This window comes from Thermosynechococcus sp. B1 (assembly GCF_030322985.1).
Taxonomy (GTDB): domain Bacteria; phylum Cyanobacteriota; class Cyanobacteriia; order Thermosynechococcales; family Thermosynechococcaceae; genus Thermosynechococcus.
The window spans coordinates 1,583,282-1,598,404 of the sequence record NZ_CP096573.1 but is presented as its reverse complement, the minus strand read 5'-3'; the positions used below and the strand labels follow the sequence as shown (position 1 = coordinate 1,598,404).

The 15,123-nt window shown below is 53.6% G+C and carries 12 protein-coding genes; 4 read left to right on the top strand and 8 right to left on the bottom strand.

The window, feature by feature from the left end; all coding sequences use genetic code 11:
- Positions 1-95 precede the first annotated feature (95 nt).
- The 5 genes from M0644_RS08035 to M0644_RS08015 all read right to left on the bottom strand — a co-directional run bounded on the left by M0644_RS08035 (position 96) and on the right by M0644_RS08015 (position 6,584).
- Entirely contained in the window at positions 96-2,825 is a 2,730-nt protein-coding gene (locus M0644_RS08035) for a valine--tRNA ligase (RefSeq protein ID WP_286625257.1), read from the bottom strand.
- A 25-nt stretch (positions 2,826-2,850) separates the two neighbouring features.
- A complete protein-coding gene (gene fabG / locus M0644_RS08030; RefSeq protein WP_286625256.1) occupies positions 2,851-3,588 on the bottom strand; it encodes a 3-oxoacyl-[acyl-carrier-protein] reductase in 738 nt (245 codons plus the stop codon).
- Positions 3,589-3,716: 128 nt separating this feature from the next.
- On the bottom strand, positions 3,717-4,670 hold the full coding sequence (locus tag M0644_RS08025; protein WP_286625255.1) for an Rpn family recombination-promoting nuclease/putative transposase: 954 nt from the start codon (positions 4,668-4,670) through the stop codon (positions 3,717-3,719).
- 3 nt (positions 4,671-4,673) lie between these two features.
- Positions 4,674-5,663, bottom strand: coding sequence for an Rpn family recombination-promoting nuclease/putative transposase (locus M0644_RS08020; protein WP_286625253.1), 990 nt, complete (start codon positions 5,661-5,663; stop codon positions 4,674-4,676).
- A gap of 3 nt (positions 5,664-5,666) precedes the next feature.
- Entirely contained in the window at positions 5,667-6,584 is a 918-nt protein-coding gene (locus tag M0644_RS08015) for an Rpn family recombination-promoting nuclease/putative transposase (RefSeq protein ID WP_286625252.1), read from the bottom strand.
- A 122-nt stretch (positions 6,585-6,706) separates the two neighbouring features.
- Between M0644_RS08015 and M0644_RS08010 the strand changes: the two genes are divergently transcribed.
- Positions 6,707-7,027 carry an MgPME-cyclase complex family protein gene (locus M0644_RS08010; RefSeq protein WP_011057339.1) on the top strand — a complete coding sequence of 107 codons (321 nt, stop codon included), beginning with the start codon at positions 6,707-6,709 and terminating at the stop codon, positions 7,025-7,027.
- On the opposite strand, the gene M0644_RS08005 is transcribed toward M0644_RS08010, so the two are convergent.
- A complete protein-coding gene (locus M0644_RS08005) occupies positions 7,024-10,515 on the bottom strand; it encodes an AAA-like domain-containing protein (RefSeq protein WP_286625247.1) in 3,492 nt (1,163 codons plus the stop codon). The two genes, M0644_RS08010 and M0644_RS08005, sit on opposite strands and share 4 nt — an antisense overlap.
- 10 nt (positions 10,516-10,525) lie before the next feature.
- Complete coding sequence (locus tag M0644_RS08000; RefSeq protein ID WP_149819765.1) at positions 10,526-11,332, bottom strand: helix-turn-helix domain-containing protein; 807 nt, start codon at positions 11,330-11,332, stop codon at positions 10,526-10,528.
- Positions 11,333-11,473: 141 nt separating this feature from the next.
- Between M0644_RS08000 and purC the strand changes: the two genes are divergently transcribed.
- Positions 11,474-12,205, top strand: coding sequence for a phosphoribosylaminoimidazolesuccinocarboxamide synthase (purC, locus tag M0644_RS07995; RefSeq protein WP_149819763.1), 732 nt, complete (start codon positions 11,474-11,476; stop codon positions 12,203-12,205).
- A 13-nt stretch (positions 12,206-12,218) separates the two neighbouring features.
- Positions 12,219-13,202 carry a glucokinase gene (locus M0644_RS07990; RefSeq protein ID WP_149819761.1) on the top strand — a complete coding sequence of 328 codons (984 nt, stop codon included), beginning with the start codon at positions 12,219-12,221 and terminating at the stop codon, positions 13,200-13,202.
- 3 nt (positions 13,203-13,205) lie between these two features.
- Here the strand turns inward: M0644_RS07990 and M0644_RS07985 are convergent, their stop codons facing one another.
- Positions 13,206-14,141 (bottom strand): DUF1517 domain-containing protein, encoded by a 936-nt coding sequence (locus M0644_RS07985; RefSeq protein WP_149819759.1) that lies wholly within the window; start codon positions 14,139-14,141, stop codon positions 13,206-13,208.
- A 251-nt stretch (positions 14,142-14,392) separates the two neighbouring features.
- On the opposite strand from M0644_RS07985, the gene M0644_RS07980 reads away from it, so the two are divergent.
- The gene (locus M0644_RS07980; protein WP_286625246.1) at positions 14,393-14,860 is read left to right on the top strand and encodes a DUF4079 domain-containing protein; all 468 of its coding nucleotides are present in this window, start codon (positions 14,393-14,395) and stop codon (positions 14,858-14,860) included.
- Positions 14,861-15,123: the final 263 nt, after the last annotated feature.

Below are 15,123 nucleotides of genomic sequence, written 5' to 3'. Positions count from 1 at the left end.
TTTTATTGCTTTTTATTGCATGTTAACGAGGCGAGCGATCGCGCAAATAGGCTTCGACTGCTTGCGGTGCCGTTTTCTACTGATCAGAATTGGGTTTAGGCATCGGCACTCAGGGATTGGAGTCGGCGCTGAATAATCGTGAGTTGCTGTTGGGCAGCGGTCAATTGCGCCTGAGCCGTAGCCACCACCTCTGGTTGGGCTTTGTTAACAAAATTGGGGTTGTTGAGGCGAGCCGTTAAAGATTGAATGTCTTTGGTCAGGCGATCGCCCTCCTTCTGGAGTTTTGTTACCAAGGCCTCCACATCTACGACCCCCGCTAGGGGAATGAGCACCTCGCTTTTGCCAACCACACCACTAAACACCTGCTGCGGAATTTGCAGTCCAGTACCAATGGTTAGCGACTCGAGACGCGCTAGGTGTTGAATATCTGTCGCCCCAGCCTCAAAGATCGGTGCTTCCTCAGCACTGGCCTCAATCAAGGCCGTAATATACAACCCCGGCTTAATCCCCGCCTCTGCCCGCAGATTGCGAAGGGTGCGGATGGTTTCAATCAAAAGGCTAAATTGGGCTTCAAGGTCAGGGTCAATGGCGCGGCGATTCACTTTCGGGTAGGGTTGTACCGCTAAAACTTCCCTGTCTCCCACCTGATGCAGCGTGTGCCAAATTTCCTCTGTAATGTGGGGCATGAAAGGATGGAGCAGCTTCAGGATACCATCGAGAACCGTAGCTAGCACCTGTTGCGCCGTGCGCTTGGCTTTGGCGTTTTCCCCTTGCAAACGGGGTTTCACCAGTTCAATGTACCAGTCGCAAAAATCCCCCCAGATGAATTCGTAGAGTCCCTTGGCCGCCTCCCCAAGGCCATAGCTTTCAATGCGTTCGCGGGTGGTTTGAATGGCCGTGTGGTAGCGACTGAGAATCCAGCGATCGCTAGCCGCCAAGTCCCGCCGCCGCGGTGTCCCCAACTGGCTGGGGGTTTGCCCCTCTAGATTCAGCAGCACAAAGCGAGAGGCATTCCAAAGCTTGTTGGCAAAGTTGCGGCCAGATTCGACGGTTGCCGATTCATCGGTTTTGCGGTTGTACTCTAGGCGAATATCCTGTCCGGCGCCGACCACTTCCTTGACTAAGCTATAGCGCAGGGCATCGGTGCCGTATTTTTCAATTAAGATCAGCGGGTCAATGCCGTTGTTGGCAGACTTGGACATTTTTTTGTTGTTTTCGTCCCGCACCAAGCCGTGGATATAGACATCGCGGAAGGGGATTTTACCGGTGAAGTACTGCCCCATCATTGTCATCCGCGCCACCCAGAAAAAGATGATGTCAAAGCCGGTGACCAAGGTGGCAGTAGGGTAGTAGCAGTGATAATCTGGCGTATCATCCGGCCAGCCCAAGGTGGAAAAGGGCCATAGACCAGAGGAAAACCACGTATCCAGTACGTCCTGATCCTGCTGGAGCTGAATCTCCTTGCCAAATTGGGCGATCGCCTTGGCGCGGGCAGCGGCCTCATCCATGGCCACCACAAAGGGCGTGTCATCGCGCACTTCGCCCTCGGTTTCACTGACCACATACCAAGCGGGAATTTGATGCCCCCACCACAGTTGCCGTGAAATACACCAATCCCGTAAGTTCACCAGCCAATCGCGATAGACCTTTGCCCAGCGATCGGGGATAAAGCGGGGGGAGTGCTTTTTATCCAGTGCCTTGAGGGTGGCATCCGCGAGGGGACGAATTTTCACAAACCATTGGGTAGAGAGGAGCGGTTCAATGGGCACTTTGCCGCGATCGCTATAGGGAACGGTGTGTTTATAGTCCTCCACCCGTACCAAAAAGCCCTCTGCCTCTAGGCGAGCCACCACCTGTTGACGCGCCACAAAGCGATCCAGACCCGCAAACTCGCCAGCATTCTCATTGAGGGTGCCATCCTTATTCATCAGGTTAATCATGGGTAGGTGATGGCGTTGCCCCATGACAAAATCATTGGAATCGTGGGCTGGGGTGACTTTCACACAGCCGGTGCCAAAGGTCGGATCTACTAAGGGATCGCCAATAATGGGAATTTCCCGATTCATCAGGGGAAGCCGCAGCGTTTTGCCAATCAAATGGCGATAGCGATCGTCCTCAGGGTGAACCGCCACCGCTGTATCTCCCAGCATCGTTTCTGGCCGGGTCGTCGCCACCTCCAAATAGCCTGAGCCATCCGTCAGCGGATAGCGAAAATGCCAGAGATGCCCCTGTACTTCACGGTTTTCCACTTCTAAATCCGAGACCGCCGATTGACTGGCGGGGCACCAGTTCACCAAATACTTACCGCGATAGATCAGCCCTGCTTCATAGAGGCGATTAAAGGCGGTCAGCACCGCCCGCGACAACCCCTCGTCCATGGTGAAGCGTTCGCGCGACCAATCCACCGATAGTCCCAAGCGACGAATTTGGCCGACAATCGTATTGCCCGATGACTCCTTCCACGCCCAAGCCCGCTGGAGATAGGCCTCTCGTCCCAAGGCAAAGCGGTTGGTGCCCTCCGCCTGCAACTGTTGATCCAAAATCGTGCTAACAGCAATACTGGCATGGTCTGTCCCCGGCAGCCAGAGAACGTTGCGACCAATCATGCGGTAATAGCGAATCAGCACATCAATCAGGGCGTGCTCAAAGGCGTGCCCCATGTGCAAACTGCCGGTGACATTCGGAGGCGGAATGACAATGCAATAGGGCTTGCCGGGGTGGTTGGGATCGGCGTGAAAGACACCACTGCTTTCCCAAAGCTGTTGCCATTTGGCCTCGGTTTGCTTGGGATCGTATTGACTGGGGAGGGTAATCGCGTCGGTCATGGGTTGTTGCACTACTCCAAGGCGCCTAGGCCATCACCATACCACCATCCACATTGAAGACTTGCCCCGTAATGTAAGCGGCTGCCGGATCCAAGGCCAAAAAGCGCACCATCCCCGCCACTTCTGTGGGTTCACCATACCGCCCTAGAGGAATGAATTTAAGAATGTCCTCCGCCTTGAGTCCAGCGGTCATCTCAGTGGCAATAAAACCGGGGGCAACGGCATTCACGGTAATGCCCCGACTGGCGAGTTCTTTGGCCACAGTTTTGCTAAACCCAATCACGCCTGCTTTGGCAGCACTGTAGTTGGCTTGGCCAGGGTTGCCCATTTGCCCGGCCACAGAGGCAATGTTGATAATTCGTCCCCGCTTTTGCTTGAGCATCAGTTTACTCACCGCACGGGTACACAGGAAGACCCCCGTCAGGTTCAGGTTAATCACGGCCTGCCAATCCTCGAGGCTCATGCGCAGCAGCAGCGTGTCGCGGGTAATGCCGGCATTGTTGACCAGCACATCGACGCGGCCATAGGTGTCCACAGTTTTGGCCACAAGGGTATCGACCTGCTCAGGGACAGACACATCGGCAGCAATCGCGATCGCTGTTCCCCCTTGCTGTTCAATCATTTGCACCACTTCAAGGGCAGCTTCAGCAGAACGGGCGTAGTTAACCACTACCGTGGCTCCTGCTTTTGCCAGCTCGAGGGCGATCGCCCGACCAATTCCCCGTGAGGCACCAGTGACAATGGCAACGGCTGCTTCGCTCAAATCAGTTCTCTCCTAAGGGCAAAAATGCTGCACGTATGGATAATCCATCACAAATTTTAACAGCCGATGTTACCCCTCTTGGGTCTAGGGCATGTCAACCCAATAGATCAACACGCGAGGCAGTATTCTTAGGCGGAGTGATCGAGCCAATCAAACACTGCCTCTAGGTCAGTGAAGTCTAGGAGTGCTTCTGCCAACGCTTCGATTTGATCGGGAGAGAGCTGACGAATCCGTTCTTCAAGGTCATTGGGCACACTGCCAAACCGCCGCCTTAACTGCCGTAGGACAACGGCTGCTTCGCCTTGCTGTAGCCCTTGTTGCAATCCTTGTTGCAATCCTTGTTGCAATCCTTGCTGCAATCCTTGTTGCAATCCCTGCTGTAATCCCTGCTGTAATCCCTGCTGTAATCCCTGCTGTAATCCATCCTCTCGCGCCTCAGCATAAACCTCTTGATAAAACCGCGTCCGCTTTAGTTCCTCAGTGGTAAACCCCAGCATGCGCAGCACCTCCTCGCGACTCAGCTTGGTGAATTTGTACAACACAATGGTGGTGATCAACTCCATTATGACTTCTGGCCTTGGAACCGCCTCTATGCGAGTGCGTTCTGCCAGCAACCGTGCTGCTGTCGGCATTTCTGCTTCAGGTAACACTGTGAGCTGCATCAGCGCTAGGCTCAATGGCAACGCCTCAAGTGAACCGAGTTCATTCAAATAGACCCGACGCAGGCGATGACTATTCACCAACACCTCATAGGGGTCAAAGGACACTTGTTCTGCTTGACGATGGGGATAAATCACCACCGCTTGCCAGTCAGAAAAGGTGTGGCGATACAGCCGCAAATAGAGAAAGATTTCCGCAAAGAAGCGTTCATAAAAGGTGTTGTCCCGCTGAAACTGCACTTCACAAAAATAGACTATTCCCGAGGGGTCAGGGGGCACGAAGACGCCATCAATGCGAAAGGCCGTTTGCTTGAGTTCCACGGAGTCAAAACGATACCCCTGAGGGGTGTCTCTGCCCAAAAGGTCGAAGAGGGTTTGGGGTAGCTGGGCAAACAGTTGGTAAAAGAGGGAGTCGCGGTGCATGGGCTAGGAAGAGCGATTTAGCCACGCAAACACTGCCTCTAGGTCAGTGAAGTCTAGAAGTGCTTCTGCCAACGCTTCGATTTGATCGGGGGAGAGCTGACGAATCCGTTCTTCAAGGTCATTGGGCACACTACCAAACCGCCGCCTTAACTGCCGCAGGACAACGGCTGCTTCGCCTTGCTGTAGCCCTTGTTGCAATCCTTGTTGCAATCCTTGTTGCAATCCTTGCTGCAATCCTTGTTGCAATCCTTGTTGCAGTCCTTGTTGCAATCCTTGTTGCAATCCCTGTTGCAATCCCTGCTGTAATCCCTGCTGTAATCCCTGCTGTAATCCATCCTCTCGCGCCTCAGCATAAACCTCTTGATAAAACCGCGTCCGCTTTAGTTCCTCAGTGGTAAACCCCAGCATGCGCAGCACCTCCTCGCGACTCAGCTTGGTGAATTTGTACAACACAATGGTGGTGATCAACTCCATTATGACTTCTGGCCTTGGAACCGCCTCTATGCGAGTGCGCTCTGCCAGCAACCGTGCTGCTGTCGGCATTTCTGCTTCAGGTAACACTGTGAGCTGCATCAGCGCTAGGCTCAATGGCAACGCCTCAAGTGACCCCAGTTCATTCAAATAGACCCGATGCAGGCGATGACTATTCACCAACACCTCATAGGGGTCAAAGGACACTTGTTCTGCTTGACGATGGGGATAAATCACCACCGCTTGCCAGTCAGAAAAGGTGTGGCGATACAGCCGCAGATAGAGAAAGATTTCCGCAAAGAAGCGTTCATAAAAGGTGTTGTCCCGCTGAAACTGCACTTCACAAAAATAGACTATTCCCGAGGGGTCAGGGGGCACGAAGACGCCATCAATGCGAAAGGCCGTTTGCTTGAGTTCGACGGACTCAAAACGATACCCCTGAGGGGTGTCTCTGCCCAAAAGGTCAAAGAGGGTCTGGGGTAGTTGGGCAAACAGTTGGTAAAAAAGAGAGTCACGGCGCATGGGCTAGGAAGAGCGATTTAGCCACGCAAACACTGCCTCTAGGTCAGTGAAGTCTAGAAGTGCTTCTGCCAATGCTTCGATTTGATCGGGGGAGAGCTGACGAATCCCTTCTTCAAGGTCATTGGGCACACTACCAAACCGCCGCCTTAACTGCCGTAGGACAACGGCTACTTCGCCTTGCTGTAGCCCTTGTTGCCGTCCCTCTTCTCGTCCTTCTTCTCGCCCTTGTGCTCGCCCCTCTTGTAACCCCTCTTGTCGCCCTTCCTCTCGTGCCTCAGCATAAACCTCTTGATAAAATCGCGTCCGCTTTAGTTCCTCAGTGGTAAACCCCAGCATGCGCAGCACCTCCTCGCGACTCAGCTTGGTGAACTTGTAGAGCACAATGGTTGTGATTAACTCCATTATGACTTCTAGCCTTGGAACCGCCTCTATGCGAGTGCGCTCTGCCAGCAACCGTGCTGCTGTCGGCATTTCTGCTTCGGGTAACACTGTGAGCTGCATCAGGGCTAGGCTCAATGGCAACGCCTCAAGTGAACCGAGTTCATTCAAATAGACCCGACGCAGGCGATCGCTATTCACTAACAATTGATACGGCTCAAAACACTCTTGTTCTGTTTGGCGATCGGGATAAATAACCACCGCTTGCCAATCAGAGAAGGTCTGGCGATACAGACGCAAGTAGAGAAAGATTTCAGCAAAGAATCGTTCGTAGAAGGTGTTGTCCCGCTGAAACTGCACTTCACAAAAATAGACTATTCCCGAGGGGTCAGGGGGCACGAAGACGCCATCAATGCGAAAGGCAGTTTGCTTCAACTCGACTGAGTCAAAACGATACCCCTGAGGGGTGTCTATGCCCAAAAGGTCAAAGAGGGTTTGGGGTAACTGGGCAAACAGTTGGTAAAAGAGGGAGTCGCGGTGCATGGGCGAGGAAGAGCGATCGCTCCGACCAGAAACTTCAGAACTAGAGTGTTATGGAGGCAGGTGTTCCCCCTATGCTAAGCTGAGGACTGTATAGAATATGTTGTGGTTTTGCATAGATCCCTATGGCGACGTACTATTACATTCTCGCAAGCAAAAAGTTTTTGACTGAGGAAGAACCCCTTGAGGAAGTGTTTCGCGAGCGACAGCGTCACTACCGGGAGCAGGGTAAGGAGATTGATTTTTGGCTGGTGCCCGAGCCGGCGTTTTTAGAGCAGCCCCAGTTTGCTGAACAGAAGGCGCGTTGTCCACAGCCCGCCGCAGCCATTATCTCCACCAACCAGCAATTTATTCAGTGGCTGAAGCTACGCTTGGAGTATGTGCTAATGGGGCAATTCACCAGCGAGGAGGTTCCGAATCCCCTTGCTTCCCTTGCAAGCGTTTAGGGACAGGCTTGAGCAACAGCGGGATTTTGTTGACGGTAGTCCTTGAGCCAGTCACAGGCACTGGTTAATAACTGTCCTAGGGTGGCCAGCGGGCTAATCAAGACCTCGTCATCCTCGGTACCGATCGCCACATAAAGTTCGTCTTGGCCACTCACATCAACGCTGTAGGGAATGGCAGAAATACGATCAATCAGTGTAATGAGCTGGCCTCTTTGGTTCCAAACCCGCACACTGCGATCGGGGGAGGCGGTGGCGATCATTTCACCATCGGGGCTAAGACCGAGACTGACAATACTCCGCTGGTGAGCACGAAACACACGGGGGTTGCTGGGGGCAGTTTTGCCGTGAATTGACCACAAATAGACGGAGCCACTTTCGCCAGCCGCCGCTAGGAATTGGCCGTTGGCACTAAATTCAAGACTGGCCAGCCATCCTGCATCAGGGTTCAGGCGATAGGCAAGGCGATCGCCCTCAAAATTCCAGACCTCAATTGTGCCCGCAGACCCCGTACTCGCCAGCAGGGGGAGTGTCGGATGGAAGCTGAGGCTCCAAATTTCCCCTTCACTTTTGCGCTTTTGAATGTTCTCTGGCCGCTGGAGGTCAACAAGATAAATAGTGCCTTTTTCATCGCCTGCGGCTAAGTACCGTCGTTGGGGATCCATGGACACGGTGTAGAGGGGAGCCTCGATGGGCAGTTGCCAGATTTGCTGGGAGCGATCCGCAAGGTTCCAGATCACTAATTTTCCCCCTTTGGTGGCGATCGCCACCCGCTGGCCACTGGGACTAAAGAGCACTTGGTTGATGCCTTGAGGATCGAGAACTGGGGTTGTGGCAAGGAGCGTGCCATCCCGTCGCCAGTACTTGACGCGACCATCTTTGCCCCCCGTGACCACTGTGGCTGCTTGGGGATCTAAGGCCACTGTCCAAATACTTTCTTGATCGGCAAACCAGTGTTCCGTGCGGTGATGATCGAGGTACCACAGCGTCATTTGCCCCCCGCGATCGCTACTGAGGAGAACTGACCCCGTTGGATTAAAGCTGACGGTATTGATCAGGCGTTCATGACTCCCCAACTCAGCAATCAGTTCACCCGTTGGCTGCCACAGACGCATCGTGTTATCTGTGCTCAGGGTCAATAGACGATAGCCCACAGGAGACGTACCCACAAAATACACTGGGGCTGCACTGACACGCCATTGATTGATTTGCTGCCCCTTGGTGTTCCAAAGGCGGAGGGTGCCATCTTTGCCTACCGTCGCCAGTTGGCCATTGCTGAGATAGGTCAAACTGGTTTGGGGAACGGGAAGATCGGCTTGGACTTGCCATGCTTGGAGCAGTTCCCCCTGACGGGACCAAACCCGAATCCAGCCTTCTTCATCGGCAGTGGCCAAGCGATCGCCCCTGATGGCATAACTCAAGCTATTGATACTCTGGCTAGGGGTGGGAATAGTGGCCAGTAATTCCCCTTCAAGGCTCCAACGCAGCATATCCCCTGTAGTTGTGGTGGCCGTCAACTCCTGCCCCTCTGGACTAAAGCGAAAGTTATTGATCGGTAAGGCAGGCAAACGCCGTTCAAAGATAAGTTTTTGCACTTCGACACGCCACAGGGAAATTTCGCCCTTATTATTGAGCAGACCCACGCGATCGCCCGCAGGGCTGATCCGCGCCAGTTTGACATTGCCAATCTCCAAAGACTGGGCACTCAGTCGCTCGCCGTTCACTCGCCAAAATTCGACAAGGCCGCTTTCACTAATGCTGAACTGCTGACCATCAGCCGTCAAAAAGGCCGCCATCAGGGGGGTATTGTCACTCTGCCATTGGTTGCGGGCTTGAATGTGATCGAGGAAAAAATTGAGCACAAAGAGGGGGCGCGTCGTGGGGTATTGACTCAGGGGGCGATCGCCCACCAGTCGTTTTAAGTGGCGTCCTGCCTCAATACCTGCTAAAAGGGCGGGTAACTCTTGGGTTTGAAACTGTTCCAGAAGATCATTACTGGTTTGCTCAAGGGCTAGACTTTCTTGGGCGGCTTGCAGATTCGCATGGGTCTTTGCCAAAATTGCCGCTACCCCTAGAGAAATCACAGAAACAATACCAAGAGCCATGAGGGCGCGGCGGGTCAGACGACTGGCTTTTTGGCGAGCTGCCTCGAGAATGCGGTTGGCAGCACTGATCGCCTCCTTTTCTTGGCGCTCGAGCAGTAACGTGTCTTGAATCGCTTTCTGGTTGGCCTCCTGACTGGCAGAAAGATACTGATAATCCAGATCACTGAGACTTTTGCCACTGGCCCAGATCAACGCTTCCTCAAGGGCTTGTCCCCGCAGGAGACGGGAGCTATCACTCCCCCCAGAGCGCAGCCATGCTTGGAACTCCTCACTGTAGGGGCGCAGTTGTGCCAACTGTTGCTCCACCCACGCAGCGTCAAAAATATGGGCATAGATGGGGTTAAAGACTTGCAATTTGCCTTGGCGCTGACACACCAGTCCCGTTAGAGCGAGGGCACGCTGCTCACTACTGCCATCAAGGGGAATGCCCCCCGTTTCTAAAACCCGCTGATAGAGACCCAAGAGCCGACCGATGCGCTGTTCATCAGCCAGCAAGCGATTGCGAATGGTCTTGAGGTGTTCGGGTTCATCTTGCCGCTCCCAATCCTGAAGGATATGCTCTTGGACAAACTGGGCTAACTGCTGGGAGAGGGTTGACGTTGGCATGAATGACCCGTGGTGTTGCAGCAGGCGACAGAGTTTTTGGGTCAAGAAGGGTTGGCCACCCGTCCAATTGAGAATTTCCGCCAAGAGTTGATCGGGGTTGTCGCTAAGATGGGCAATGCCCTTGAGTAGGGGGGTGGCTTCCGCAAGGGTAAATCCCTGTAAATCAATGGCACAACCAATGTTAAAGGGGGTGCGTTGCTTATCTTGAATCAGTTGATCGGGAGTGGCCACGCCAAAGAGAGCAAAGGTTAAGCGCTGATATTCGGGATAATCTGCCCGTTGGTTGTAACAAGCGCGGATCCAAGCAAAAAAATCATCGGTGGAAAAGGGCAGACTCAACAAACTATCAATTTCATCAATAAAAATGACAAGAGGTTCACGGGTGTGGGCAAGCAGCACTGTTTCTACGAAATCACTGAGGCGCTGAATGGGTGACACCAGCTGGCGATCGCGCCACCAAGAGCGCAAGGAGACCACATCAGTTAACTGAAATCCCTGAATGAGGGCACCCACAAAGCTGGCATACCACTGCTCGGGTTGAATATTTTGGCTGCCAATTTTGGTAATGTCGAGGGCAGCACAGCGGTACCCCATTGTCATCAATTGCTGCGTCACCTGCACCCGCAAGCTGGATTTGCCCATTTGCCGCGAATTGAGAATATAGCAAAATTCGCCAGCGGTGAGGGCAGCCAACAGATCCGCATCCGCTTGCCGTCGGACATAGACTGCCGATGTGGTGGGTAAACTGCCCCCCACTTGATAGGTGGTTGCTGCATCCATTGAGGGTGACCTAGTTGGAAACGGTACGCTCAGGTGCTGTTGACGTGGTTGCCCTCTCTGAAGTGGCCTGACTAGCAAGAAATTCTTTTTCTGTCACTTCTCCCAGTTGCCCCATCGGTTGGGACGGACCATTATTGACACTCACCTTGACAGCGCCAGCATTCCCCGTGCGGACAATTAAACGTTCCTTGGCTTGCCAACTGCGCTCTGTTCCCGACTCCAAAATACCGGCATAGACAACTCGACCATCGGCTTCCACCTCGAGCCACGAGGCATCGGAGAGGGACAACTTGACCTCAACCGTTTCAGGGGTCGTAGGGCTGGGCGTCGGTGTTGCCGCTGCTGTGGGGGTGGGTGTGGGGCTGGGGGACGCGGTAGGGGTCGGTGCGGGGGCTAAATCGGTGATGCTTTGGGCTTGGGGACGAAAGAGATAGGCCAACCCAGCCACTGCCGCTGCCACGAGGGCAAAGTACATCAGGTAGAGGTGAATTGGGCGCAACTGCCAACCTATGCCACCCTTGGGAACACTGGGTTTATCGGGGCGCTCCACAGGGTCAGCCACTGTTGGAAAATTGGCGGCAATACTTTTGCCATCAAGGCCAAGGGCATCGGCAAAACGGCGAATAAATCCTTGGGTATAGACGGGTTCGGGTAACTCCTCAAGGTTGGCATTTTCAATGGCTGCAAGGATTGACTGGCGCACCAACGTTTTGGCGGCCAACTCCTCAAGACTTAGACCCACTTCCCGTCGCTTTTCGCGGAGGAAGGCACCAATTTCTGCCAGTTTTTCTGCCTGTTGATTACTGAAGTGAGGCATCGCTATCTATCTCCTGCCGTCAGTCTATGCCAATTTGCCGAAGAGGGGTTTAGCCATTGGGATTATCCTATAGCAAGCTGCTGTGGATTGGGGGACTGCCTTTGCTAGGCTAGATCTGGCTTTTAGACGCACCTCATTTTTATGACTCAGTTCTCTCCCTTGTACGAAGGCAAGGCAAAGATTATTTATGCCACAGCGGATCCAGACATCTTGCTGGCGGCGTTCAAGGATGATGCCACCGCCTTTAATGCTCAGAAGCGCGGCTCGATCCAAAACAAGGGAGTGATGAACTGCGCGATCGCCAGCCATTTGTTTCAGTATCTAGCGGCTCAGGGCATCCCCAACCATTTTATTGCCCAAGTGGCGCCAAACAAGATGCACATTCGGCGAGTAGAGATTATTCCCCTTGAGGTGGTGGTGCGCAATCGGGCAGCGGGAAGCCTTTGTCGGCAGACGGGATTGCCCTTGGGATTAGAACTCAATCCCCCCTTGGTGGAGTTTTACCTCAAGAATGATGATCTTGGTGATCCGCTGCTCACGGGCGATCGCCTGCGCCTATTGCAGATTGCCACAGATGAGGAAGTCGCAAAGATCAGGGAAATGGCCTTGGCCGTCAATACCCATCTCAGTCGCTTTTTTGCTGAGTGTGGCATTACCTTGGTGGACTTTAAGCTGGAGTTTGGCCGCAGTCCGACGGGGGAGATTCTCTTAGCGGATGAAATTAGTCCCGACAGTTGCCGCCTCTGGAATCAGGATGAAAGTGATCCTGAGAAGCGCATTCTCGATAAAGATCGTTTTCGCCAAGATTTGGGCGCCATTGAGGATGCCTACGCCCTCGTGATGCAGCGAGTGTTAGCCCATAGCGTGAGTTAGCAAGGGGTGGGCAATGACCGTTGTACTTGGCGCCGATGTGGGTGGCACAAAAACTCTCATCGAGTTATGGGATGTGGTGGGTAGCGATTGGCATTTGCTCCACAGGGCGAAATACGCCAGCCGCGATTTCCCTGACTTGACAGCTCTTTTGCAAATGTTCCTCAAGGAGAGTCCTGCCCATCCCCAGCGGGCTTGTCTGGGGATTCCGGGGCCTGTGATTGACCAAGTGGCTCAGGTAACCAATTTGGGCTGGCGGGTCAGTGGTGCTGAATTAGAAACGGCATTGCAGATCCCTTGCGTGACGCTGCTGAATGATTTTGCAGCCGTGGCCTATGGTGCATTGGTGTTACCGCCGACGGATTTTGTTGTCCTTCAGGAGCGACCGCGGCGCCCCCAGGCGCCTATTGCCCTATTGGGAGCAGGTACTGGATTAGGGGAAGCACTGATGATTTGGCAGGGCGATCGCTACCAAGTGATGCCCCTAGAGGGCGGCCACACCGACTTTCCACCCCGCAATGAACAGGAAATGGGTCTATTGCGCTATTTGTGGCAAACCTACGAGCGAGTTTCTGTGGAACGGGTGGTTTCTGGCGCGGGGCTAGTGGCAATTTACGAGTATCTCAAGAGTGTCCACTTTGCTCCCGAATCAGCAGTGGTTGCAGCAGCCATGGCAGAGGTGGAGGATCGCGCCGCCGTGATCAGTCAATACGGCCTTGAGGGGGATCCTCTGTGTGCAGAAGCCTTACGGATGTTTGTGGATGCCTATGGGGCAGAGGCTGGCAACCTTGCCCTGAAAAGTTTGCCCTTGGGGGGGGTGCTGATTGCCGGAGGGATTGCCCCGAAAATTCTGCCGAAAATGACCGATGGCACGTTTCGCCAAGGGTTTGTGAGTAAGGGACGATTTCGCCCCCTGATGGAGCAGTTGTACGTTGCAGTGATTACGAATCCAGAGGTGGGATTGCGGGGCGCGGTACATTTAGCCGCTCAGGGGGCCTAGGGGTTAGAGGTGCTTCAGTTGTGGATAGGCCATTAGCAACTCATCAGCAGTGAGGGTGTCACCAATGGCTTGGGGTTGCCAGAGCAATTCGACCGCCAGTAGGCGATCGCTACCAATGCCTCCCAACTGTTGCAGCGCTTGCCGTAGCTCTAGGTCATTATTGACTGCGGGCAGTTTCAAGCGACCCGTGGCAGCCACCACCAAAGTTACAACAATATATTCACCCACATCATTGCTCACCACAGGGACGATCGCTGTCTGCTTAATTTCACGGCGGTAGTTGGAGAGGGTTTCTGCACTGAGTTTGCTGCGCTCCGCAAGCGCCAGTTGGTTAAAGGCTGTTTCCGCTTGCAGCAGTTTCGTTTCTTGGCTGCTGGCGTGGGCATAAACCCAGTATTGGGGATGGCGCAGCAGAGCAAGCGTTGCCTCTTGCAGCACTTTGGTGAGACCTTCGGGACTTTGGGTATCAGCGGTGAGCGCTAGTTGATTCAGTTCCTCTTGGAGTTCGCGAGCTTGGGCGAGGAGTCCCACATGCAGCGTATGCAGCGAGACCACGGGGTTGTCTTGGTAGATCTCTGAGTCATCGCCGCTATTGCGGAAGTTGCGGAAGGTGGAGATCAAAATATTGGCCAGCACACCAATCATGATGATCGTGAATAGGCCGCCAAAGCCACCGCCAAAACCAAAGAAGGGAATCAGGAAGGGAAAGCCAAAACCACCGCCATAGACTGGAACAGGCTGAGCATAGCCGCCGTAATCACTGCGGGGGGCACGGTAGGAACGGGCGGGCGCCGGACGACTAAAGGAGCCACCCCCGACACGTCCACCACTGCGGGCTGCCCATGCGGCACCACTGTCAAGGACAAGATGGGCAATCAATACCCCCACTGCCACAATTGCTGTCACAGATTTGAGACGTTGCCAAAAAGTTTTCATCATAAATTGTGTTCCCAAGGATTGACACACCGAAGGAGAGGTCCTGCTCTCAGTCTAACGTTTTGTCATCTTTAGAACAGATGGGTAAACCCTACAGCCCTTTTCGCGGGGATGGAACACACTGGCAGCAGTCAAAATTACGGAAGCCTCGCGCCCCCTTGGTGTAGGCCATATTTTAGAAAAGGGCTGTATTACGATATGAAAAGCAAACTTTCGATGAATGCTTTGCCTGCCGAGTTCTGTTCACGAAAACAATGATTGAAATTCCTGAGCCTCTTAAGCCGGTGGTTACCTTTGCCCACCCGGTGCTGATGTGGATTCTTTTTGCGCTCACGCTTTATGCCATGTATTTAGGGATTCAAACCCGTCGCCTACGCTCCCTCAGCGGCGAGGAAAAGAAAGCACTGATCCAATCCAAGGTAAATATCAAACACCACCAAGTTGGCGCCATCCTATTGGCTTTGATGGTCATGGGGACGATTGGCGGGATGGCGGTCACCTACATCAATAATGGCAAGCTCTTTGTCGGACCGCACTTGATTGTCGGGCTAGGGATGACGGCATTGATTGCAATTTCTGCCAGCTTGACCCCCTTTATGCAAAAGGGCAGTGAGGCCGCTCGTGCCCTGCACATGACCCTCAACCTGTTTCTGGTGATCCTTTTTGGTTGGCAGGCGGTGACGGGTCTGCAAATTGTGCAGCGAATTCTCAATGCTAGTTAGATGCGGGTGGCAACCTAGGCAGCGAGCGTAGCAATTGCAAAATCTCTGCAACAAGCGAGGACTTTTGTGCCAGAATATGAGGAGCACTAGTTACAGCCCTTTTCACAGGGATGAATATGCTTAGCACTGCGAAAGCGCGTGTGGGTCAGCATTTCACTTACCTGACGTACCCAATATTTCAGAAAAGGGCTGTACTGCAAATAATTCCTAATGCAGTGGGTGCTCCTTCGCTTTACTGATTGCAGACAGTTCGCTTTCTGGGT